Origin of the sequence: Streptomyces adustus (assembly GCF_009377175.1) — a bacterium.
Classification (GTDB): domain Bacteria; phylum Actinomycetota; class Actinomycetes; order Streptomycetales; family Streptomycetaceae; genus Streptomyces; species Streptomyces adustus.
Map to the genome: position 1 here is coordinate 1 of NZ_VJZD01000094.1, position 22674 is coordinate 22674.

The following is a 22674-nucleotide window of genomic DNA, read 5'->3' on the forward strand; positions in this document are numbered from 1 at the left end:
CCGACGGGGCCGGTGCGGGAGGGGCTGCCGCAGGGGCGGTGTGACAAGCGTGACGCCGGGACCCATCTGCGTCGTTTGGGTTGTTGTCAGATCCAGGACCTAGTCTGTGCACCGTGACTTCGCCTGCATCGTCGGACAGCGTTCCGCCCCAGCTCAGCGCGGCGCCCCGACCCGCACCGGGTCCGGCCGCCGACGAGGGGCTGGCGCGGCGGCTGCGCGCGCTCGCCTGCACGGCGCCGATCCACGACCTCGACGCCCGCAAGGCCAACCTCGCGGGCGCGTACTCGGTGTACGGCATGGCGGAGATCGCCCTCGCCGCGATCGACCTCGTCACACTGAACATGGACTTCGACACGGGCGCCGACCACGACCAGATAGTGGCCAGGCTCGTCCCGCGCATCACCGCCCAGGCCCCGCAGCGCACCGCCGCCGAGCACGAGCGGGTGGCCCGCTGGGTCCTGGAGAACCTGATCAACGTCGGCAGCGTCGACCGCGGCTTCCGGGCCGTGTACGGCACGTTCGCCACCGACGGCAGCTATGTGCGCCGGGACTACGACTTCAAGCTGATCGAGGAGGTCCCCGGCCCCGGCGGCAGCGTCTACCTGCGTACGACGGACGAGGCGGTCAACGTCCTGGTGGGCGCTCTCGACACCGATGTCACCAGCGCCCAGATCGCCGCCGAGGTCAAGCTGGAGGTGCTCATCAGCCGCGGTCGGCTCGCCGACGCCCAGCTCGCCGCCGAGCAGGCCCGCTACCGCACCGTGCAGTACTCGGAGACCCTGCGCAGGGCGCTGGACGCGACCCGGCGCAACGTCCGGGCCGTGGACTGGCTCAACTCCGTCCCGGACATGATCGCCGAGGCCCTGGACCACGTGGCCGACCGCTACCGCCACGAGAACGCGATCCTCACGAACATCCGCAAGGCCCGCGACGAGTCCGAGGACCCCGAGCAGAAGCGGCGCGCCGCCGAGCTCGTCGACATAGTGAAGGACTGCATCCGCCGCCACACGCAGTTGCAGTCGCGACTGCTGGAGGCCGGGCCGCTGTTCCGCGCGGAGCAGGACCGGCAGGCCTTCGCCACCCCGATGACGACGTCCGGGATCGACCTGTACGGACACCTCGTCGCCCCGCTGCTGCCGCTGCCGCTCGAACAGGCGGTCCGGGTCACCGACGCGTTCTTCGCCCGCGGGACCGGGCTGCGCACGCCCGTGTCGGTGCGGGTCGGGGACCTCGTCGACATCCTGCTGACGCCGCCGGTGGAGCGCGAGCACCTCGGCGCGGAGATGCCCGAGCCCGACCTCATCGCCACGCCGGACGACAGCCGGTTCAGCGAGGAGCAACTGGCGGCGGCGATGGAACTGCTCGACCTGCCGGCGGACGCGCCGCGGCGGCTGTCGGGTCTGCTCGCCGACGCCCGGCGGCGCGACGCCGAACTGCCCTATCTGGTGGCGCTGCTGGCCGTCCACGCGGCCAGCCCTGCGGTGGGCACGGCCTACCGCCAGGGCGAGGAGAAGCTGCTGTTCGCCGTGGACGACGGCACCGAGCTGGACGACCCGGAGTTCGGCGGCGCCGACCTGATCGTCGGCACCGCGCTCCTGGACGCCGCCGGGATGGCGGCGGACCGGACGGAGGCGGCATGAGCCGGCCCGGGAACCGAACGAACGACCGTCGACGCAACAAGGAGTCCCGACCGTGAGCGAGCACGTCGAGTGGAGTGAGCCGGACGCCGGTCCCGTTCCGGCGACCGCCGCCGTCACCCCCGCCGACGCCGCCGACGCGGCGCGCCTCGTCGCCTTCGGGCTCCAGCCCAAGGTGCAGCCCGCGCGCGACCAGGAGTACGCCGACCTGCTGCGGCGCTATCGGGAGGACCCGCCGTTCGCCCGGCTCGCCGACGCCGTGGCGGCCGGGCTCGGGCTCGTGGTGCTGGAGGTCTCGCCGCGGGCCGGGATGGCCGTGACCGCGGCCGAGGACTCCGTGTTCGCCGTCCGTATGGGCGACTACGCGCGCCGTACGTCCGCGGATTCCGGGGACCGTTTTCTGCACGGCCTGGCCCACCTCGCCGTCGCCGCGCTGGCGTTCCCGAGGCCGGAGGACCTCGCCGACGACGGGTACATCGGCCGGGTGAGCGTGAACGGCGTCGACGCGTTCGTCCGCCAGGCCTGCCGTCGGCTGGAGGAGCGCGCGGACGAACAGGGCCACAACAGCGACCCGGCGACCGACGCCCCCGGTCTGGAGGCCGCCTGGCGGATCTGGGCCAGACGCAGCGCGACCGGCGCCACCAAGGACGCGCGACGCCTCGCCGGCTCCACGACCGGCATCGTCGGCAAGGCGGTCGCCTTCCTCACCGACTCCGGCTTCCTCCAGCGCACCGGCGACGACGGCGGCGGCACCTACCGCACCACGGCCCGCTACCAGCTCCAGGTGCGGGACATGGCGGGTGGCGCGGCCCTGGCCGAGCTCATCGAACTGGGCGTCGTCCCGGTCACCGACGGCTCGCCGACCCTGCTGCCCGCCGAGGACACGGACGACCTGGAACTGGTCGCCGACGCGGGCCTCCCGTTCCACTCCTGAAGCGCCCACAGCGCCCACAGCGCGCCGGAAGTCCCCAAGGGCCCGAGTTCCCGAAGGGCCCGAACCGCGCCGGAAGCCGCTGGACCGCGGGAGGCCTCCGCCCCCGCCCTGCCGACCGATCTGCCGAAGACTTACGAGAGTCCGCCATGTACGAGCTGTCCCGGGTCCGTCTCTACTCCATCGGACCCGCCGGTGCGCGTTACGCCGACACCGTGCTTGACCTGCGAGGTGTGGGCGACGTCGTGCCCGACCCCGCGCCCACCCAGGCGGAGTTCTTCGAGGAGGAGCCCGTCGGCCCGCCGCGCCGGCCCGCACCCGCGGGCGTGCTCTTCCTGGAGAACGGCGGCGGCAAGTCGGTCCTGCTCAAGCTGATCTTCTCCGTGATGCTGCCTGGCCACCGCAACACGCTCGGCGGCGCCAGCTCCGGCGTGCTGCGCAAGTTCCTGCTCGCCGACGACTGCGGGCACGTGGCACTGGAATGGCAGCACGTGCTGACTGGCGAGTGCGTCGTCGTCGGCAAGGTCAGCGAATGGCGCGGCCGCCAGGTCTCCAACGACCCGCGGAAGTTCGCCGAGGCCTGGTACTCCTTCCGGCCCGGCCCCGGGCTGAGCCTGGACAACCTGCCGGTCGCCGAGGCCACCGCCGTGCGGCCGCCCGTCGAGGGCCAGTCCGGCGCGCAGGGCCGGCGGCGCACCATGAAGGGCTTCCGGGACGCCATCACGGACGCCGGCAAGGCCTACCCGCACCTGGAGGTGCACTGGGAGGAGATCCACGACCGCTGGATCGAGCACCTCGGCGACCTCGGCCTCGACCCCGAACTCTTCCGCTACCAGCGCGAGATGAACGCCGACGAGGGCGAGGCCGCCGGCCTGTTCGCGGTCAAGAAGGACTCCGACTTCACCGACCTGCTGCTGCGGGCCGTCACCGACACCCGTGACACCGACGGACTCGCCGACCTCGTCAGCGGCTTCGGCAACAAGCTGGGGCGACGCGCCGAGCTGATCGCCGAACGCGACTTCACCGCCGGGTCGGTGGACCTGCTCGGCCGGATCGTGGAGGCCACCGAGGCACGCGCACGCGCGCGTGACATCCACACGGCGGCCGAGCGCCGTACCCGCACGCTGGCGCGCCGGCTGTCCACCCGCGCCGTGGGCGAACGCACGCGGGCCACCGACCTCGCCCAGCGGGTCACGGCCGCCGCCTACGCCGTCACCCACGCCGAGGGAGCGCGGGAGCGCAGCGCCCTCGTCGCCGCCGAACTCGCCTACCGGCACGCCTCGCTGGCCCTGGCCGCGGCCGAGAAGTCGGCCGCCGCGCAGAAGCGCGAGCTCGCCGAGGCGCGCACCCTGCACGCCGCCTGGCAGGCCGCCGAGGCCGTACTGCGCCACCGGGCCGCCACCGACCGGGTCACCCGGGTGTCCGCCGCGATCCAGGAGGCCGAGCGCGACGCCGCCCCCGCGCTCGCCGCCCGGACCAAGGCCGCCGTCGACCTCGTACGGGCCCTGCACACGGCCGCGGAGAACGCCGAGACCCTCGCCAACGAGCAGGAGGAGCGGTCCGCGGCGCTCCAGGAGGCGGGCGACTCCGCCCACCGGGACTCCACGTCCGCCGCGACCGAGTCCCAGCGCGCCCGCAGCGAGATCGGACACCTGCGCCAGCGCCTGGCCGAGGTGGAGCAGGAGACGGCCGAGGCGGTGCGCGCGGGCTGGCTCGACGACAGCGCGCCCGACGCCGACCCCGCGCGCGCGGCCCTCGCCGCGAGCGACGCCGAGCAGACGGCCGTCGCGGCCTGGGACACCGCACGCGAGGCGTCCCGCCGGGCGAGCGAACACGCCCGCGAGGCGGCCTCCGCGGAGTCCCGCGCCGAACTGACCGCGGCCCGCGCCGCCGACGCCGCGACGGCCGCCGAGCGCTCGCGCGAGGCCGAACTGCGCCTGGCCGAGGCACTCGCCACCGAGGAACGGCTGGCCGAACTGCTGGGGCTGACCCACGGTGACGCGCGGACGGGCGGCCCGCGGCCCCAACAGGACACCGGCCCGGACGTCCGGGAGGGCGCCTTCGCGCCCACGGACCTGGACCGTTTCGCCGACGAACTGCGCGAGCTGCTCGCCGACGCCGTCTCCGCCGCGGAACGGCAGCTCTTCGAGCTGCGCACCGTGGCCGCCGACGACGCGCGCATCCTCGGCGCGCTCGGCGACGGGGGACTGCTGCCGCCCGGCCCGGACGTGCTGGCCACCGTGGAGTTCCTCGGCGAACACGGCATTCCCGCGCTGCCCGGCTGGCGTTACCTCGCCCAGGCCGTCGACCCCGCCGACCACGCGCGGGTGCTGGCCGCCCGCCCCGAGCTGGTCGACGGTGTGATCATCACCGATCCGGACTCGCACGCGCGGGCCCGCGAAGCCCTCGGCAACGCGGCGCTGCTGCCTCGGTCGACCGTGGCGGTCGGTACCGCGGCCGCCCTTCTCGCGCCCACCCCGGCCGCCGAGTCGGAGGACAGCGGCGTCTTCCTCGTACCGCCGAACCCGGCCATGCACGACGAGCACGCCGCCGACGAGGAGCGGCAGGCCCTGCGGGCGCGGGCCGCGGAACGCGACGAGGAGATCCGCGGCCTCGCTGCCCGCCTCGGCAAGGACCGGGAACTGGCCGCCCGGCTCGCCTCGTGGCGTACGGGCTGCCCGGCCGGCCGGCTCGCGCAGCTGGACCAGCTCGCCCAGGAGGCACGCGCGTTCGCCGAGGAGACCGAGGCCGACCTGGTCGAGGCGCGGACCGTGCGGGCCGAGGCCGAGGAGACCGCCGCCGAGGCCGCACGGGTGCGCGACGAACGGCAGGAGACCGCGCAGAAGGCCCGGCGGGCCGCGGACGCCCTCGCCGGGCTCGCCTTCCGGCTGCGCGAGCGCGCCGCCTGGCAGGTGAAACTGCGTGAACTGGCCGACGACGCGGTCGAGTCGGAAGCCCGCGCCCAGACCTGCCTGGAGCGGGCCCGGGCCGCCGACGAGGACCGCCGCGCCGCTCAGCGCGCCGCCGACGACAGCCGTCGTACGGCCCGTGCGCTGCGCGCCGAGCGTGCCGAGATCGCCGGCGCCCCCGACGACGTACCGCAGGACGACCCGAACGCCTCCCAGGCGTCCCTGCCCGCCCTGCGCGAGTCCTACCGAGCCGCCTCCCAGGTCTACGAGAAGGTCGGCGTCGGCGCCGACCTGCGCGCCGAGCAGGCCCGCGCGGAGAGCGACGAGAGCACGGCACGGACCGAACTGGACCGGCTGAGCAACAAGGTCCGCACCCGCGCCGAACAGCTGCTCCAGTCGCCGGACGGCTCCGACGGACCGTCCCGGCAGGCCGCCGCCGCACGGGCCGAGGAGCTGGTGCAGCTCCTGGAGACCCGGATGTCCCACGCGAGCGAGCAGCTCGGGCGGCTGCGCGGCGAGGCCGAGCGGCACGCCCCGGAGGACGGCGAGGCACACACCGAGCTGTCCGAGGAGCTCCAGCCGCGCGACGCCGACCACGCGCAGGCGCTGCGGCGCACCGCCGCCGCCGAACTGGCGGACCGCACCGAGGCGTTGGCCCAGGCCCGCGAGGCGCACGCCGAGCTGCTGGAGGCGCACCGGGCCGCCGAGGACGCCGTCGGCGGTTTCGAGGAGACCGCCGCGATGCTCCGCGACCTGCTGCGCGAACACGCCTCCGAGGAGGAGCAGGAGGAGGTGGAGCCCTACCCCGGCAGTCTGGAGGAGGCCCGGCAGTCGGCCGCCGAGTCCCGCCGCTCGCTGCGCGGCTGCGCCGCCGACCTGTCCACCGCGGAGGCGTCCGTACGCGAAGCCGGCGACATCCTGGTCCGGCACGCCAACTCCACCCGCTACGAGCAGGTCCGCACCCCGGCCCGTCAGCAGATCCGCGAGCTGCCCGCCGCGGCGCTGCCCGAGCACGCCCAGAAGTGGGCCGACGCCTTCGCGCCCCGGCTGCGCGTCCTCACCGACGAACTGGCGCAGCTGGAGCGGAACAGGGACTCGATCGTGGACCGGCTGAGGGGACTGGTGGAGTCGTCCCTCGCCACCCTGCGCTCGGCCCAGCGTCTGTCCCGGCTGCCCGAGGGGCTCGGCGAGTGGTCCGGACAGGAGTTCCTGCGGATCCGCTTCGAGGAACCCGACCAGGCCACGCTGACCGAACGCCTCGGTGAGGTGGTCGACGAGGCGACCCGGGCCGCGGTGAAGAAGAACTCCGACCTGCGGCGAGACGGCATGTCCCTGCTGCTGCGCGGGGTCGGCGCCGCCCTCCAGCCCAGGGGCATCGCGGTCGAGATCCTCAAGCCCGACGCCGTGCTGCGTGCCGAGCGTGTCCCCGTCGGTCAGATGGGCGACGTGTTCTCCGGCGGCCAGCTGCTCACCGCGGCCATCGCCCTGTACTGCACGATGGCCGCCCTGCGCTCCAACGACCGGGGCCGGGACAAGCACCGGCACGCCGGCACCCTGTTCCTCGACAATCCCATCGGCCGCGCCAACGCCACCTATCTGCTGGAACTCCAGCGGGCGGTGTCCGACGCGCTCGGCGTCCAGCTCCTCTACACCACCGGCCTGTTCGACACCACGGCGCTGGCGGAGTTCCCGCTGGTCATCCGGCTGCGCAACGACGCCGACCTGCGCGCCGGTCTGAAGTACATCAGCGTGGAGGAGCACCTGCGGCCGGGTCTGCCCCAGCAGGACCCCGACGGCGAAGGCGAGTCGGTGCGCAGCGAGATCACGGCGACCCGGATGTTCAAGCGGCCCGCGTAGCCGTGGCCCGGACGGGCCGTGGCACAGCCGCGGCCCGCGCCCTGGATCGCGCTGTGGTCATCGCTGTGGTTCGCGCTGTGGTTCACGGGGAGAGCCGAGCGGCTCTCCCCGTGAGCGGAGCCGACGCGGAACCCGGTCAGGAGTGCGACAGCTGTCCGGTGCTGTCGGCCCTGCCCATGCGCTTCTTCGTCCGCTCGGCGGCCCGTGCCTGCCGCCGGGCCCTGCGCCGCTCCCGGCGCAGCGACCGGGCGGTGCTGCTGGGGACCGACACCACGCCGTTGCGCTGGTTCCAGACCTGGCGCGTGACCCAGACGTCGAGTGCGCCCCAGGTGGCGACCACGGTGCCGGCCACGCTCCCGATCACCATCGGGAACGCCAGCCACGAGTCCGCCAGGGTGCACAGCACAGCCGTCATCGCCAGGATCAGCGTCACCGAGATGATCAGCACCGCGCGCACGGCCGCGGTGCGCACCGGGTCCGGCATCCGACGCCTGCGGGCGGGTTCCTCCACCCACAACGGCCGGGTTCGCGGCCGGTCCTGGACCGTCTCCCGCACCGCGTCCCGGGCCGCATCCGGCGTCGGCCCGTGTCCGTCCGCCGGAATGTCGTGATCCGGTGCCTCGCGCCGTCGAGGCACCGTCCTGTGCGCCACCGCGCCGTACTCCGGCGCGTCATGCCGCTCCGCCGTGCCCATCACCGTGTCACTCCCCACCGCCAGCAGACCCCTCGCCCGGTCCGAAGACCCCGACTCCCCAGTGGCTGCCCGGCTTGCGCTGTTTTACGCCGCGCGGATGCGAGATGCGGCTCCTGTGGCCGATTCCGCCCCCGACTCCCGTAGAAAAAGACGAACGAAGCCTCCCGAAGATTCCCAATGAACGAAAAATTCTGGCCAACTACCCGTACGGGAACGCGGCATGGGCTTCCTCGGCCGCTGCCGGTTTCGGGGCGGCAATCTCCCGCAATGGCAGGACAACTCGCCATGTCTCGGCGCTGGTTCGGAATTTCTGCTTCCGGATGGCTCTTCGAGTTACTCGTGCGTCAGTAGTAGGCTCGCGCCGTTTGTTGACGCACATGTGTACCCCCCTTCCCTGTGGGGGGTCGAGCTGGGGGAGGCCATGCGCTTTCGCGGGAAGTCGATCCGCCGGAAGATCGTGGCGCTGCTTCTCGTGCCGCTGGTGTCCCTGACCGCCGTCTGGGGCTTCGCCACGGTACTCATGGGCCGCGAAGTGAACAGGCTGTTCAACGTGTCGTCCATGGTCGACAGGATCGGCTACCCGGTCGAGGACACGGCTCGCGCCATCCAGCAGGAACGCCGCCAGACCCTGGTCTACCTCGCCGACCCGCGTGCCGCCGACGCCCTCGCCGCGCTCCGCCGCACCCGCCGGGCGACGAACGCGGTCATCGCCAGGATCCGCGGCAACTCCGACAGCGCCGACGTCCGTGATGTGCTGGACCAGGACGACACCGAGGCCCTCACCGCCGTCCTGGACGCCTTCGACGGCATCGGCTCGCTGCGCCGCAGCGTCGAGGATGGCACCGTCTCCCGGGCCCAGGCCCTCGATCTCTACAACCGCCTGATCGACCCCTGCTACGCCCTGCTGGCCACCATCGACGTGGTCGACAGCGTGGACATGGACAAGCAGTACCGGGCCCTCGTCAACGTCGCGCGCGCCCGCGAACTGCTCTCCCAGGAGGACGCCCTGCTCGGCTCCGCCCTGGTCGTGGGCCGCGTCACGCGCGAAGAGATCGACCACCTCTCGGACATCGAGGCACAGCGGGCCGCGGTGTACGACATCAGCCTCGCGCAGCTGCCGACCGCCGAACGCGACCGCTACGAGCGCTTCTGGAAGAACGCCACCACCGCCCCGCTGCGCACGGCCGAGCAGTCCGTCCTGGCCACCCCGCCGGACGGCATGCCCCGTGGTGTGACCGCGAGGAACTGGGACGTCGCGGCGGACAACGTGCTCGACGAACTCGCCGACCTCGACGACCAGGCCAACGACCGCTTCCAGGCCCGGGTCCGTCCCATCGCGATCGGCGTCATCGTCCAGTCGGCCGTCGTCGGCGTCCTCGGTCTGATCGCCCTGCTGCTCTCGCTCTTCCTGTCCGTGCGCATCGGCCGCAGTCTCATCCGCGATCTGCGCCAACTGCGCCTGGAGGCCCACGAGGCGTCCGGGGTGCGACTGCCCAGCGTGATGCGCCGGCTGTCCGCCGGCGAGCAGGTCGACGTGGAGACCGAGATGCCACGTCTGGAGTACGACAGGAACGAGATCGGCGAGGTCGGCCAAGCGCTCAACACCCTGCAACGGGCCGCCGTCGAAGCCGCCGTCAAACAGTCCCAGCTGCGCGCCGGAGTCTCCGAGGTATTCGTCAACCTCGCCCGCCGCAGCCAGGTCCTGCTCCACAAGCAGCTCACCCTGCTCGACACCATGGAGCGCCGGACCGACGACACCGAGGAACTTGCCGACCTCTTCCGCCTCGACCACCTCACCACGCGTATGCGACGGCACGCCGAGGGCCTGGTGATCCTCTCCGGCGCGGCCCCCTCGCGGCAGTGGCGCAAACCCATCCAGCTCATGGACATCGTGCGCGCCGCCGTCGCCGAGGTCGAGGACTACGAACGCATCGAGGTGCGCCGACTGCCCCGCACGGCCATCACCGGCCCGGCAGTCGCCGACCTCACCCATCTCGTCGCCGAACTCCTGGAGAACGCCACGGTGTTCTCGCCGCCGCACACCGCCGTCCAGGTAGTGGGCGAACGGGTCGCCAACGGTTTCACCCTGGAGATCCACGACCGCGGCCTCGGCATGACCGCGGAATCCCTCCTGGACGCCAACCTCCGGCTCGCCGAGACCCCCGAGTTCGAGCTGTCCGACACCGACCGGCTCGGTCTGTTCGTGGTGAGCCGGCTCGCCCAGCGGCAGAACGTCCGCGTCTCCCTCCAGCCGTCCCCCTACGGCGGCACCACCGCCGTTGTTTTCATCCCGGACGTCCTGCTCACGGACGACGTCCCGGACACCAACGGCATCGGATTCCGCCTCGACCGGCCCCGCCCGTCGACCGAGGGATCTCCCGTCGACAGCCGACGCACCCCCCTCTCCCCGACGCCCGTGCAACTGCCCGGTCTGCCCGCCTCGCTCCTGGACGGGCCGGTCGAACTGGAAGGCCCCCTCGGCCTCGACGGCCTCGACGGCTTCCCGGGCGTGCTCGACAGCGAGGACGGCGAGGAGGACGAAGTCGGCGGGCTGTTCCGCCCGCGCCGCTCGATCGCCCCGGCGCCGGACGGGGCGAGCAGAACCGAGGGGGTCGGTGCGGCGGCCGGACCGAGCGGCCCCGGCGGCGAGCGGAACCGCAGATACACCGACCCCCAGCGCCCGACGGACCGTGTCGAGTCCGGCGAGCATCCGAACGCCCCGCTTCCGCTGCCCCGCCGCAGCTCCCCCAAGCTGGTCAGCTCCCACGGCCGTCCCGTGGCCGAGCAGCGCTCCCGGCGCCGGGAGCCGGACGAGGAACCGTCCACGGTGCCGGGCCCGCGCGGCCTGGGCACGGACGGTCCGGCGACGGACGGCCCGGCACCGCTGCCGACCCGCCGCCGCGGGGCCACCGCGCCCCTGAGCCGGGCCCGAGGCACCGCCGACCACGGCGACGGACTCCCCGGTTTCACCACCCCCCGGGCCACCGGGCCGGACGAGTCGCCGGCCGCCCCGGCACTTCCCACCCGCACCCGGCGCCGCACCGACCCGCCGAGCGGCCCGGACGCCACCGAACGCCCCCTGCGCACCCCGGCTCACGAGACAGCCCCCGGCACCGATCCATTGCCCCGCCGGGTGCGGCAGGCCAACCTGGCCCCGCAACTGAAACAGGATCCCGGGCGGCGCGCCCAGGACAGCACGGAGCTCGCGGAACGCGACGCCGACGAGGTGCGCAGCCGCATGGCCTCACTCCAACGCGGCTGGCAACGCGGCCGCCAGGAGAACGCCGAGAGCGACGACTCCCACAGCGACACGGCATCACAAGGAACGACAGAGGGGGACGGTCGATGACCGCACCGAAGGCAACCGACCACACCACGAGCGGCAAGGGCGAGCTGAACTGGCTCCTCGACGAACTGGTGGACCGCGTCGCGAGCATTCGCAAGGCCGTCGTGCTCTCCGGAGACGGCCTCGCCATCGGGGTCTCCAAGGACCTCGCCCGGGAGGACAGCGAGCACCTCGCCGCCGTCGCGTCCGGGTTCCACAGCCTCGCCAAGGGCGTGGGCCGGCACTTCGACGCGGGCAACGTCCGCCAGACGGTCGTCGAGCTCGAAGAGGCCTTCCTGTTCGTGACGGCCGCCGGCGACGGCAGCTGCCTCGCCGTGCTCGCGGACGCCGACTCGGACGTGGGCCAGGTCGCCTACGAGATGACGCTGCTGGTCAAGAGAGTGGGCGCACATCTGGGCGCATCCCCGCGCACCGACCTGCACTCGGGCGGGTAGTGAGATGGCATGAGCACAGACGGTCAGCGCAGAAGCCACTGGTTCGACGACGACGCCGGACCGGTCGTCCGTCCGTACGCCATGACGCGCGGCCGCACCGCGGGTGCGGCTCAGCACCGCCTCGACCTGATCGCGGTGGTCGTCACCGAACCCCACGGAGACGACCCCGAAGGGGACCACAGCCTGTCCCCGGAGCACGTGGACATCGTCGAGTTGTGCCGCGACACCCCGCAGTCCGTCGTCGAACTCGCCGCCGAGCTCGATCTGCCCATCGGAGTGGTCCGGGTCCTCGTCGGTGACCTCGTGACCGGGGAATTCGTCCATGTGAACCGGCCCGTACCCCCCGCCGAACTGCCGGACGAGAGTATTCTGCGCGACGTGATCGACGGCCTCCGGGCGCTGTGAGCAGCGCGGAAGCGAGGTGAAGACGTGACAGGCTGGCAGTTCTGGGTGGACCGGGGCGGTACCTTCACCGACATCGTCGCGCGGCGCCCCGACGGCCGGCTGCTGACGCACAAGCTGCTGTCGGACAGCCCCGCGCGCTACGCCGACGCGGCGGTCGCGGGGGTGCGCGCACTCCTCGACGGCTCCCCGGACCCCGTGGCGGCCGTCCGGATGGGGACGACCGTCGCCACCAACGCCCTCCTGGAACGCAAGGGCGAACGCACTCTGCTCGTCATCACCCGCGGCTTCCGCGACGCCCTGCGCATCGCCTACCAGAACCGGCCCCGTATCTTCGCCCGCCGCATCGAACTGCCCGAGCTGCTCTACGAGCGGGTCGTCGAGGTCGACGAGCGCATCGCCGCCGACGGCACCGTCCTGCGCGCCCCCGACCCGGACGCCCTCGCGGGTCCCCTTCAGGAGGCCTACGACGACGGCATCCGGGCCGTCGCCGTGGTCTGCATGCACAGCCACCTCCACCCCGGACACGAACACGCCGTCCGCGCGGTGGCCGCCCGCATCGGCTTCCCGCAGATCTCGCTGTCCAGCGAGGTCAGCCCGCTGATGAAGCTGGTCCCACGCGGAGACACCACCGTCGTCGACGCCTACCTCTCGCCGGTGCTGCGCCGCTACGTCGCACACGTCGCGGGCGAACTCGAAGGCGTACGACTGATGTTCATGCAGTCCAACGGAGGACTCGCCGAGGCACACCAGTTCCGCGGCAAGGACGCCATCCTCTCCGGCCCCGCGGGCGGCATCGTCGGCATGGCCCGCATGTCGCAGCTCGCCGGCTTCGACCGCGTCATCGGCTTCGACATGGGCGGCACCTCCACCGACGTCTCGCACTTCGCGGGGGAGTACGAGCGCGTCTTCACCACCCAGATCGCCGGGGTGCGGCTGCGCGCGCCGATGCTGGACATCGACACGGTCGCGGCCGGGGGCGGCTCGATCCTCCACTTCGACGGTTCGCGCTACCGCGTGGGGCCGGACTCGGCGGGCGCCGACCCCGGCCCGGCCTGCTACCGGGGCGGCGGTCCGCTCGCCGTCACCGACGCCAACGTCATGCTCGGCCGCATCCAACCCGCGCACTTTCCCCGGGTGTTCGGGCCCGACGGCGACCAGCCCCTCGACGACGCCCTCGTCCGCCGGCGGTTCGCCACCCTCGCACGCGAGATCCACGAGCAGACCGGCGACGACCGCACCCCCGAACAGGTCGCCGAGGGCTACCTGCGGATCGCCGTGGCCAACATCGCCAACGCGGTGAAGCGGATCTCCGTCCAGAAGGGCCACGACGTCACCCGCTACACCCTCACCACCTTCGGCGGCGCGGGCGGTCAGCACGCCTGCAAGGTCGCGGACTCGCTCGGCATCCGCACGGTCCTCGTACCCCCCATGGCCGGTGTCCTGTCCGCGCTCGGCATCGGCCTCGCCGACACCACGGCCATGCGTGAGCAGTCGATCGAGGCACCGCTGGAGCCGTCCGCCATGCCCGGGATCCACAAGACGGCCGCCGACCTGGAGGCCGCGGGCCGAGCCGAACTCCGGGCCGAGGACGTCCCCGAGGAACGCATCCGGGTCACCCGCCGCGCCCAGCTGCGCTACGACGGCACCGACACCACCCTCACCGTCGAGCTGACCGAGCCCGACACCATGAGACACGCCTTCGAAGAACGTCATCGCGCCACGTACTCCTTCGTCCTGCACCGCCCGATCGTCGTCGAAGCCCTCTCCGTCGAAGCCACCGGCCTCACCGACCCCCCCGATCTGTCCGCCCTCGCCCCGTACGAAGGCCGCTCCCGCGCACCGGAGACCGTCCGCCTGCACACCGGCGGCGTCTGGCGCGACGTACCCCTTCATCACCGCGAGGGCCTGCCCCCCGGCGACACCGTCACCGGCCCCGCGATCATCGCCGAGGCCGGCGCCACGACCGTCGTCGACGACGGCTGGCGGGCCGCGACGACCCACGACGGGCATCTGGTCATGGAACGCGCGACGGTCACGCAGAGTTCCGATCTCGACACGAAAGCCGACCCGGTTCTGCTTGAGGTCTTCAACAACCTCTTCATGTCGATCGCCGAACAGATGGGCGCCCGGCTGGAGTCCACGGCCCAGTCCGTCAACATCAAAGAACGGCTGGACTTCTCCTGCGCCCTGTTCGACCCGGACGGGAACCTGGTGGCCAACGCCCCGCACATCCCCGTCCACCTGGGCTCGATGGGCACCAGCGTCAAGGAGGTCGTCCGCCGCCGACGCGACACGATGCGGCCCGGCGACACCTACGCGGTCAACGACCCGTACCACGGCGGCACCCACCTTCCGGACGTCACCGTGATCACCCCGGTCTTCGACACCGCAACGCCCGACGGCACGGAGAGTGACCGGATCCTGTTCCACGTCGCCTCCCGCGGCCATCACGCCGAGATCGGCGGCATCGCCCCCGGTTCCATGCCGGCCGACAGCCGCACGATCGAGCAGGAGGGCGTCCTCTTCGACAACTGGCTGCTCGCCGAAGGGGGCCGCTTCCGGGAGGAGGAGACCCTCCGCCTGCTCACCGAGGCCCCGCACCCCTCACGCAACCCGAGGACCAACCTCGCCGACCTCCGTGCCCAGATCGCGGCCAACCGGCGGGGCGTCGAGGAAGTCGGCCGCATGATCGAGGACTTCGGCCTCGACGCCGTCCAGGCCTACATGCGGCACGTCCAGGACAACGCCGAGGAAGCGGTGCGCCGGGTCATCGACACCCTGGACGACGGCGAGTGCGCCTACGAGACCGACTCGGGCGCCGTCATCCGGGTACGCGTGCGCGTGGACCGCGAGAACCGCCGTGCGACCGTCGACTTCACCGGCACCTCGGCACAGCTCACCACCAACTTCAACGCGCCGTTCTCCGTGGTCAACGCGGCCGTCCTGTACGTCTTCCGCACCCTGGTCGACGACGACATCCCGCTCAACGACGGCTGCCTGCGCCCCCTGGACATCGTCGTGCCGCCGGGCTCCATGCTCGCCCCACGGCCGCCGGCCGCCGTCGTCGCGGGCAATGTGGAGACGTCCCAGGCGATCACCGGGGCCCTCTACGCGGCCCTCGGGGTGCAGGCGGAGGGCTCCGGCACCATGAACAACGTCACCTTCGGCAACGAACGCCACCAGTACTACGAGACGGTCGCCTCCGGATCCGGCGCGGGGGACGGCTTCCCCGGCGCCTGCGTCGTCCAGACCCACATGACCAACTCGCGGCTGACGGATCCCGAAGTCCTTGAGTGGCGGCTTCCGGTGCGGCTGGAGGAGTTCGCCGTCCGGCCCGGCAGCGGTGGCGCCGGACGCTGGAACGGCGGGGACGGAGCCGTCCGCCGGATCAGGTTCGGTGAACCCATGACCGTCTCCACCCTGTCCCAGCACCGCAGAGTGCCCCCGTACGGCATGGCCGGCGGTGCGCCCGGCGCCCTGGGCGCCAACCGGGTGGAACGCGCGGACGGCACCGTCGTCAGACTTCGCGGCAGCGACTGCGTGGACGTCCACCCCGGCGACGTGCTCGTCGTCGAAACCCCCGGCGGCGGAGGCTACGGCCCGCCGCCGGCCTACCCCCACCAAGCAGGAGAAGAGATCGATGATCCTCGGGCGTTCTGAGCGAGGCAAGCACCTGATCGAGCCCGTCACGCTCAAGATCCTGGTGGCCGGCGGCTTCGGCGTGGGCAAGACCACCCTGGTCGGCGCGGTCAGCGAGATCAGGCCGCTGCGTACCGAGGAACTGCTCACCGAGGCCGGGCGCCCGGTCGACGACCTCACCGGCGTCGAGGGCAAGCACACCACCACCGTCGCCATGGACTTCGGACGCATCACCCTGCGCGAGGACCTGGTCCTGTACCTGTTCGGCACACCGGGCCAGGAGCGCTTCTGGTTCATGTGGGACGAGCTCTCCGAGGGCGCGCTCGGCGCCGTCGTCCTCGCCGACACCCGGCGCCTGGAGGACTGCTTCGCCGCCATCGACTACTTCGAACGGCGCTCCATACCCTTCCTCGTCGGCGTCAACTGCTTCGAGGGGTCCGCGCGCTACCCGGCCGGGGACATCCGCAAGGCCCTCGACCTCGACGACGACGTGCCGCTCCTGCTGTGCGACGCCCGCGATCGCGAGTCGGTCAAGGACGTCCTCGTCGGCGTCGTCGAGCACGCGATGGCCCAGGCGGCCGACCGCCGCCGCGCCGTCACCACCTGACCGCGCGGCGCGTTCCGAGCCGGACCACGGCCCTGGTGGTCGCCGTCGCCACCGACGCGAACGACAGGCCCTAGTGGTCGCCGTCGTCCTCCATCCAGCCGAAGCTCTTCTCCACCGCCTTGCGCCAGTTGTGGTACTCGCGGTCGCGCACCGAGGGGTTCATGCCGGGTGTCCACTCGACGTCCTCCTGCCAGTGCGCCTTGAGTTCGCCGAGGTCGTTCCAGACGCCGGTGGCCAGCCCGGCGGCGTACGCGGCGCCCAGGCAGGTCGTCTCGGAGACCTTGGGCCGGATCACGGGGACGTCGAGCACATCCGCCTGGTGCTGCATGAGCAGGTTGTTCTTGGTCATGCCGCCGTCCACCTTCAGGGTCGTGATCTGCACCCCGGAGTCCTGGAACATGGCGTCCACGACCTCGCGCGTCTGCCAGCTCGTCGCCTCCAGCACCGCGCGCGCGAGATGTCCCTTCGTGACGTACCGGGTCAGGCCCGTGATGACACCGCGCGCGTCGGAGCGCCAGTACGGCGCGAACAGACCCGAGAACGCGGGCACGATGTACGCGCCACCGTTGTCGTCGACGGACTCCGCCAGGGTCTCGATCTCGTCGGAGGTCCGGATGATGCCGAGCTGGTCGCGGAACCACTGCACCAGCGCACCCGTTATCGCGATGGAGCCCTCCAGACAGTAGACGGGCGCCTCGGTACCGATCTTGTAGCCGATCGTCGTCAGCAGCCCGCTCTTGGACGGCACCGGCCGGTCGCCCGTGTTGAGCAGCAGGAAGCTGCCCGTGCCGTACGTGTTCTTCGCCGTCCCGACGTCGTAGCAGGCCTGGCCGAACAGGGCCGCCTGCTGATCGCCCAGTGCCGAGGCGACCGGCACACCGGCGAGCTGGCCGACGGCGGTTCCGTACACCTCGGCGGAGGACTTGATCTCGGGCAGGACGGCTTCCGGCACGTTCATCGCGGACAGGATCGCGGGGTCCCATTGCAGGGTTTCCAGGTTCATCAGCATGGTGCGGCTGGCGTTGGTGACGTCGGTGACGTGCTGCCCGCCGTCGGTCCCACCGGTCAGGTTCCAGATCAGCCATGAGTCGATCGTGCCGAAGGCGATCTCGCCACGCTCGGCGCGGTCCCGCAGCCCCGGCACGTTGTCGAGCAGCCAGGCGGCCTTGGGCCCGGAGAAGTAGCTGGCCAGCGGGAGTCCGGTCTGGTCGCGGAAGCGGTCCTGTCCGTCCCCGCCGCCCAGTTGGTTGCACAGGGAAGTGGTGCGAGTGTCCTGCCACACGATGGCGTTGTGCACCGGCTTGCCCGTCGCCCGGTCCCACAGGACCGTCGTCTCGCGCTGGTTGCTGATACCGAGCGCACTGAGATGGTCGGCCCGCAGACCGGCGTTCGCGAGCGCCCCGGCGACCACCGCCTGCACCCGGGCCCAGATCTCCGTGGCGTCGTGCTCCACCCAGCCGGGCTTGGGGAAGATCTGGCGGTGCTCGCGCTGGTCGACGGCGACGACCGCACCGTCCTGGTTGAAGACGATGCAACGGCTCGACGTGGTGCCCTGGTCGATCGCGGCCACGTACTTCTCGGCGTTGTCCGTCATGGCTACCCCTTGGGCTCGGGTTCAGAAGGCTGCGTTGTGGCGGGGCCCGCCAGTACCCCGCCGGTCGGCGGACCGGCGACCGGGACCCACGCGTACGCCCAGTCGGAGGTGCCTCTGTTCGGGATCGGCAGGAAGGTGTGCGCGACGCGCCGACCGAGGCCACGCGCCGGGTCGGCGGCGCAGCCGGTCGGCGCGTCGGGGGAGAGACCGATACCGGTCATGAGCAGGGTGACGGCCGCGCGCACGCCGGTGCCGAACAGGATGAGGGACGCGGCACCGATGATCTCGTCGACGACTGTGTCTCCACTGCTCATGGCGGCTCCTAGGCCGGGCCCGGGGTCGGCCCCGGCTGCTCCGTGCAGCGTGCGGTTCCCTTGGCGACTTCTGCCAGGGCGGGGAGTCCCGCGCCCCGCCCGGCGTCCGTGACGAGCGTGCCGTCGCAGCCGGACCGCCCGCGGAGAAGCGGGCCTCGACCCGGGGCCCGCACGGCACAGTGCCGGAATCCGCCGAGAATGTACGGCGATGTCGACTGACACCGGGAAGTTTTCACCGGCACCCGAGGAGCGTCAAGCGCACCGACAGCAGCGGTTGGGCCCGACGTGCCGGAGCGTGGGGCCCGCACCGCGGCCGCCCGGTGAGCTCGGCAGTGTCGGAGCGGCCTTCGAAATCAGGCTACCGCGGGCCGCGCCCGGGGGCCCGTCCGGCACGTGCCGCCCCAGGTCGGAGACCCTGCCCGTGCCGACGCGGATGCGCCGCCCCCCCCAGGCCGTTCCACACCTCCGATCGGCCGCGGACCGGCCGCGGACCGGCCGCGGACCGGCTGCGGACCGGCCTCTGTCCGGCCCCGGACCGACCGGGCGGAACCCCCTGGATCCGTCCGACAGACCGACCTCGCACCGGCGGACGAGCCGCCATTCGGGCCGGCCGCCTTGCAAGCATTCGTCCCACCGGGATCCACCATCCCGTCGGCATCCACTGTCGCGTCGGCGTCTGCCGTCCCTCCCGGCGTCAGCCGTCTCGTCAGGATCCGCCGCCCCGCCGGGAACAGCTGTCCCGGTTACGTACGCTGTCCCGCCGACATCTGCCGTCACCGCCGACATCTGCCGTCCCCTCCGGTGTCTGCCGTCCCGGCCGTGGCCTGCCACCTCGCCGGTGTCCGCCGTCCCGTGGGCCCCGGTGTCCGCCCGGCGTCCCGTCGTTCCTTTCACCCCGTTCCGGGTTCGGCCACCGCCCACTGGGTGCCGGCGGGGGTCGCACCCGAGCCGCGCAGGACCTCGTACCCGGACAGTCCCGCGTGCCCCAGGACCCAGCTGGCGCCCTGCAACGCCTTCGCGGTCTTCTTCAACGGGGCCAGCCAGGCGGCAGCCTGCCGGTGGTCCGTCACGCTGCCGGGCGGGCACACGACCGTGGCCAGCGAGAGCGTGACGGGACGGCCGCCCGCGGACCAGGGCGCGTCCAGCACGGCACCGGCCAGCGGCTCCAGGCCCTCGGGCTCGGCGAGCACCAGGAAGTCGTCCCCGCCGATGTGCCCCACCCGGGCGCCCGCGGTCGCGGCCCGCTGGAGCACGCGGGCCACCGACCGGATCAGCTCGTCGCCCGCCGCGAACCCGGCCCCGTCGTTGACCTGCTTGAAGTGGTCCACGTCCAGCCAACTCAGCGCGAACGTCCGGCCGGCCGTGATCCGCCGGTCGACCTCACCGGTGATCGCGTCGGAGCCCGGCAGCCGCGTCAGCGGGTTGAGTCCGGCCGCCTCCTCGACCCGGGACTCCGCCAGCGCCCGGACGAGGTCCGCGAGCCGTACGACGCCCAGGCAACGGCCGTCGTGGTCGACCACCGCAACATCGTCCGAGGTCCGCCCCCGACCGCCCACCGCCACCACGTCGAGCACCTCCCACGCGGTGGCGTCGATGCCGATGGTGCGGGGTGCGTCGCCCAGCTTCACGGCGGGCCGGTCGGCGTACAGCGCGTGCCCGTACCGCCCCGACATCGACAGCAGGAACCTGGAGCGGTGCACGGACCGGACCGGCACCCCGGTCCGGTCCACGAGCAGCACTCCGGACACCTCCGGCGCCCCGGTCAGCAGCTGCCGGACCTGTGCGGCTGACGCGGTCACGGGCAACAGCGCGGCCGGGCGCACGAACTCCCGGATCGACGGGCCCGAGCGTGGCTGGGGCACGGCATCGGGGGAGCGCGGCGGAACGTATACGTCCACCGCGGGCAACCGGGACGGCGCCGCGAACAGCTCGCCCTGCGCCAGCTGCGCGCCGGCCGAGAGCGCGGCCGCGCACTGGAGTTCGGTCTCCACGGCCTCGACGCACAGCAGTGCTCCGAGGCCGTCGCACAGGGTGCGCATCGCTCGTACCGCGGCCGGTCGCGCCAGCAGTGACGCGTCGAGTTTCACCAGGTCGGGCGCCATGTCCGTGAGCAGACGCAGGGGTACGTCCCCGTCCCCGACCCCGTCCGCGCTGATCCGGAAGCCCTGCCCGCGCAGCGTGTGCACCGCCTCCAGGAGCGCGGTCTGCGGCACATGGGTGAAGGGCGGTCCGACATCGATGGTCACCTCCCAGGGCATTCGCCCGGCCTGCCGTACCGCGCTGTGCAGCGTGGTGAGTCCGCCGAGGTCGGCCAGCGTGCCGGCGAACACGTTCACGTGCAGCGGCAGCAGCGCCTCCCTGCGTGCCGCCGCCCGGATCGCCAGCACCGCCAGCCTGCCGTCGACCTCGGGGTTACGACGGGCCTCGGCCAGGATGTCGCCGGTCTCGGGGCGGGCAAGGATCTCCAGCCCCGCGACCCCGCCGGTCGAGAGGTTGATCACCGGTTGGAATGCGAAACGGAGAGTATCCGCCCAGGAGTGCACGGGAAGCATGATGGCGCTACCGGCGTACGCCCAAGTCCAGTTCATAAGACGTTCACGCAGGATTCCGAGGTGATCACACAGAGTGCGAGAACCGGGGTGCGTGCCCGGGTTCGCTCCCCGGTCGCCGCTGCCGTCCGGCCTGCGCTCAGCGGACCGCGATGACCGCCGACCCGTGTCCGAACAGTCCCTGGTTGGCGCTGATCCCCACGCGCGCACCCGGGATCTGGCGTTCCCCGGCCGCGCCCCTCAACTGCCAGGTCAGCTCGCACACCTGGGCGATCGCCTGGGCCGGAACCGCCTCCCCGAAGGAGGCCAGCCCTCCGCTCGTGTTGACGGGTATCCGCCCGCCCGGCCCCGTGGCGCCCTCGCGCAGCAGTTTCGCGCCCTCGCCCCCGGCGCACAGTCCCAGATCCTCGTACCACTGCAACTCCAGGGCGGTGGACAGGTCGTACACCTCGGCCAGGGACAGGTCCTCGGGACCGATGCCCGCCTCTTCGTAGGCGGACCGTGCGATCGACGCGCGGAACGGGTCGGAGGCGGGCGCCACCACGGCCGCCGAGTCCGTGGCGATGTCCGGAAGGTCGAGAACGGTCTGCGGATACCGCGGTGTCACCGTGGAGACCGCGCGGATCCGCACCGGGTCGGGCGGCGCGTTGCGGCGCGCGAACTCCATGCTGGACAGCACCAGTGCCGCCCCGCCGTCCGAGGTCGCGCAGATGTCGAGCAGCCGCAGCGGATCGGCGACCACCGCGGAGGCGGCGACCTCCTCCGCGGTGACCCGTGAGCGGTAGCGCGCGTACGGATTCAGCGACCCCATGGCCGCGTTCTTCACCTTGACCTGCGCGAAGTCTTCCGGCGTGTCTCCGTGCTCGGCCATGCGCCGACGTGCGAACAGCCCGAAGTACACCGGATTCGTCGCTCCGAGCACCCGGAAACGCAGCCAGTCGGGATCGTCGGGTCGGTCCCCGTCCGCGGGCCGGAAGAACCCCTTGGGCGCGGCGTCCGCCCCCACCACGAGCACGACGTCCGCCAGGCCCGCGAGGATCTGCGCCCGCGCGGTGCTGACGGCCTGGGCGCCGGACGCGCAGGCCGCGTACACGCTGGTCACCCGTGCTCCCTGCCAGCCCAGTGCCTTGGCGAAGGTCGCCCCCGCCACATACCCCGGGTAGCCGCCGCGGACCGTGTCGGCACCCACGATCGAGCCGATGTCCCGCCAGTCCAGCCCCGCGTCGGCGAGGGCGGCGCGGGCCGCCACCGCCCCGTACTCCACGAAGCCGCGACCCCACTTGCCCCACGGGTGCATCCCCGCGCCGAGCACCGCCACATCGTCCGTCATGCCCTCACACCCCCGTCGGCCGCCAGTGCCAGGTCGTCCAGGTCGTCTCCGGGTCCTCGTGCAGCACGCCGGGGACGACCTCCACCTCCATGCCCACCGTCAGATCGGCGACAGTGACCCCGGGAGCCGCCTGACCCAGCACCACGATCCGCTCGGACTCCAGCTCCACAGCGATCAACGCGTACGGCTCCCACGGAAGTTCCGGATCGGTCACATAGGGTGACGGTGGCCGGTATCTGCTGTCCGTGTACGACCAGACACGCCCGCGCCGGGAGAGGGGCACCTTCGTCAACTCGCCTCCCGCACAGCCGGGATTGCGGCAGTGGGTGTCCTCGCGCGGGAAGAAGACGCAGGCGCAGGCGGAACAGCGGGTGCCGAGAAGCCGGAAGTCCTCCGGGCCGCCGGCGAACCATCCGGCGACCACCGGT

13 protein-coding genes and 1 pseudogene are annotated in these 22674 nt (G+C 72.6%); 8 read left to right on the forward strand and 6 right to left on the reverse strand.

Annotated elements, in window-relative coordinates; translation table 11 throughout:
• The first annotated feature begins 113 nt into the window (after window positions 1–113).
• The 3 genes from FNH09_RS22755 to FNH09_RS22765 all read left to right on the forward strand — a co-directional run bounded on the left by FNH09_RS22755 (window position 114) and on the right by FNH09_RS22765 (window position 7334).
• Window positions 114–1640, forward strand: coding sequence for a hypothetical protein (locus FNH09_RS22755; protein ID WP_162468951.1), 1527 nt, complete (start codon window positions 114–116; stop codon window positions 1638–1640).
• Between the two features lie 52 nt (window positions 1641–1692).
• On the forward strand, window positions 1693–2571 hold the full coding sequence (locus FNH09_RS22760) for a hypothetical protein (protein WP_162468952.1): 879 nt from the start codon (window positions 1693–1695) through the stop codon (window positions 2569–2571).
• 146 nt (window positions 2572–2717) lie between these two features.
• Window positions 2718–7334, forward strand: coding sequence for a coiled-coil domain-containing protein (locus tag FNH09_RS22765; RefSeq protein ID WP_152890914.1), 4617 nt, complete (start codon window positions 2718–2720; stop codon window positions 7332–7334).
• Window positions 7335–7470: 136 nt separating this feature from the next.
• Here the strand turns inward: FNH09_RS22765 and FNH09_RS22770 are convergent, their stop codons facing one another.
• A complete protein-coding gene (locus FNH09_RS22770) occupies window positions 7471–8028 on the reverse strand; it encodes a hypothetical protein (RefSeq protein WP_152890949.1) in 558 nt (185 codons plus the stop codon).
• Between the two features lie 421 nt (window positions 8029–8449).
• On the opposite strand from FNH09_RS22770, the gene FNH09_RS22775 reads away from it, so the two are divergent.
• From FNH09_RS22775 to FNH09_RS22795, 5 genes are read left to right on the forward strand one after another with little or no spacing between them, the layout of a single operon-like run.
• On the forward strand, window positions 8450–11377 hold the full coding sequence (locus FNH09_RS22775) for a sensor histidine kinase (RefSeq protein ID WP_152890917.1): 2928 nt from the start codon (window positions 8450–8452) through the stop codon (window positions 11375–11377).
• Window positions 11374–11808 carry a roadblock/LC7 domain-containing protein gene (locus FNH09_RS22780; RefSeq protein ID WP_152890919.1) on the forward strand — a complete coding sequence of 145 codons (435 nt, stop codon included), beginning with the start codon at window positions 11374–11376 and terminating at the stop codon, window positions 11806–11808. Before FNH09_RS22775 ends, FNH09_RS22780 begins: the two co-directional genes overlap by 4 nt.
• 9 nt (window positions 11809–11817) lie before the next feature.
• Window positions 11818–12213, forward strand: coding sequence for a DUF742 domain-containing protein (locus FNH09_RS22785; RefSeq protein ID WP_152890921.1), 396 nt, complete (start codon window positions 11818–11820; stop codon window positions 12211–12213).
• Between the two features lie 24 nt (window positions 12214–12237).
• The gene (locus tag FNH09_RS22790) at window positions 12238–15873 is read left to right on the forward strand and encodes a hydantoinase B/oxoprolinase family protein (RefSeq protein ID WP_162468953.1); all 3636 of its coding nucleotides are present in this window, start codon (window positions 12238–12240) and stop codon (window positions 15871–15873) included.
• Window positions 15854–16459: a GTP-binding protein gene (locus tag FNH09_RS22795; RefSeq protein ID WP_152890923.1), complete on the forward strand. Its 606-nt coding sequence runs from the start codon at window positions 15854–15856 to the stop codon at window positions 16457–16459. The genes FNH09_RS22790 and FNH09_RS22795 overlap by 20 nt, the downstream gene beginning before the upstream one ends.
• A 70-nt stretch (window positions 16460–16529) precedes the next feature.
• Here the strand turns inward: FNH09_RS22795 and glpK are convergent, their stop codons facing one another.
• The 5 genes and pseudogenes from glpK to FNH09_RS22820 all read right to left on the reverse strand — a co-directional run bounded on the left by glpK (window position 16530) and on the right by FNH09_RS22820 (window position 22670).
• The gene (gene glpK, locus FNH09_RS22800) at window positions 16530–18053 is read right to left on the reverse strand and encodes a glycerol kinase GlpK (protein WP_152890925.1); all 1524 of its coding nucleotides are present in this window, start codon (window positions 18051–18053) and stop codon (window positions 16530–16532) included.
• 21 nt (window positions 18054–18074) lie between these two features.
• A pseudogene (locus FNH09_RS22805) lies at window positions 18075–18286 on the reverse strand (aquaporin family protein); the annotation flags it as partial.
• A gap of 971 nt (window positions 18287–19257) precedes the next feature.
• On the reverse strand, window positions 19258–20910 hold the full coding sequence (locus FNH09_RS22810; RefSeq protein ID WP_162468954.1) for an EAL domain-containing protein: 1653 nt from the start codon (window positions 20908–20910) through the stop codon (window positions 19258–19260).
• Window positions 20911–21055: 145 nt separating this feature from the next.
• Window positions 21056–22246, reverse strand: coding sequence for a lipid-transfer protein (locus FNH09_RS22815; RefSeq protein WP_152890929.1), 1191 nt, complete (start codon window positions 22244–22246; stop codon window positions 21056–21058).
• A gap of 4 nt (window positions 22247–22250) precedes the next feature.
• Window positions 22251–22670 carry a zinc ribbon domain-containing protein gene (locus FNH09_RS22820; RefSeq protein WP_162468955.1) on the reverse strand — a complete coding sequence of 140 codons (420 nt, stop codon included), beginning with the start codon at window positions 22668–22670 and terminating at the stop codon, window positions 22251–22253.
• Between the last annotated feature and the right edge of the window lie 4 nt (window positions 22671–22674).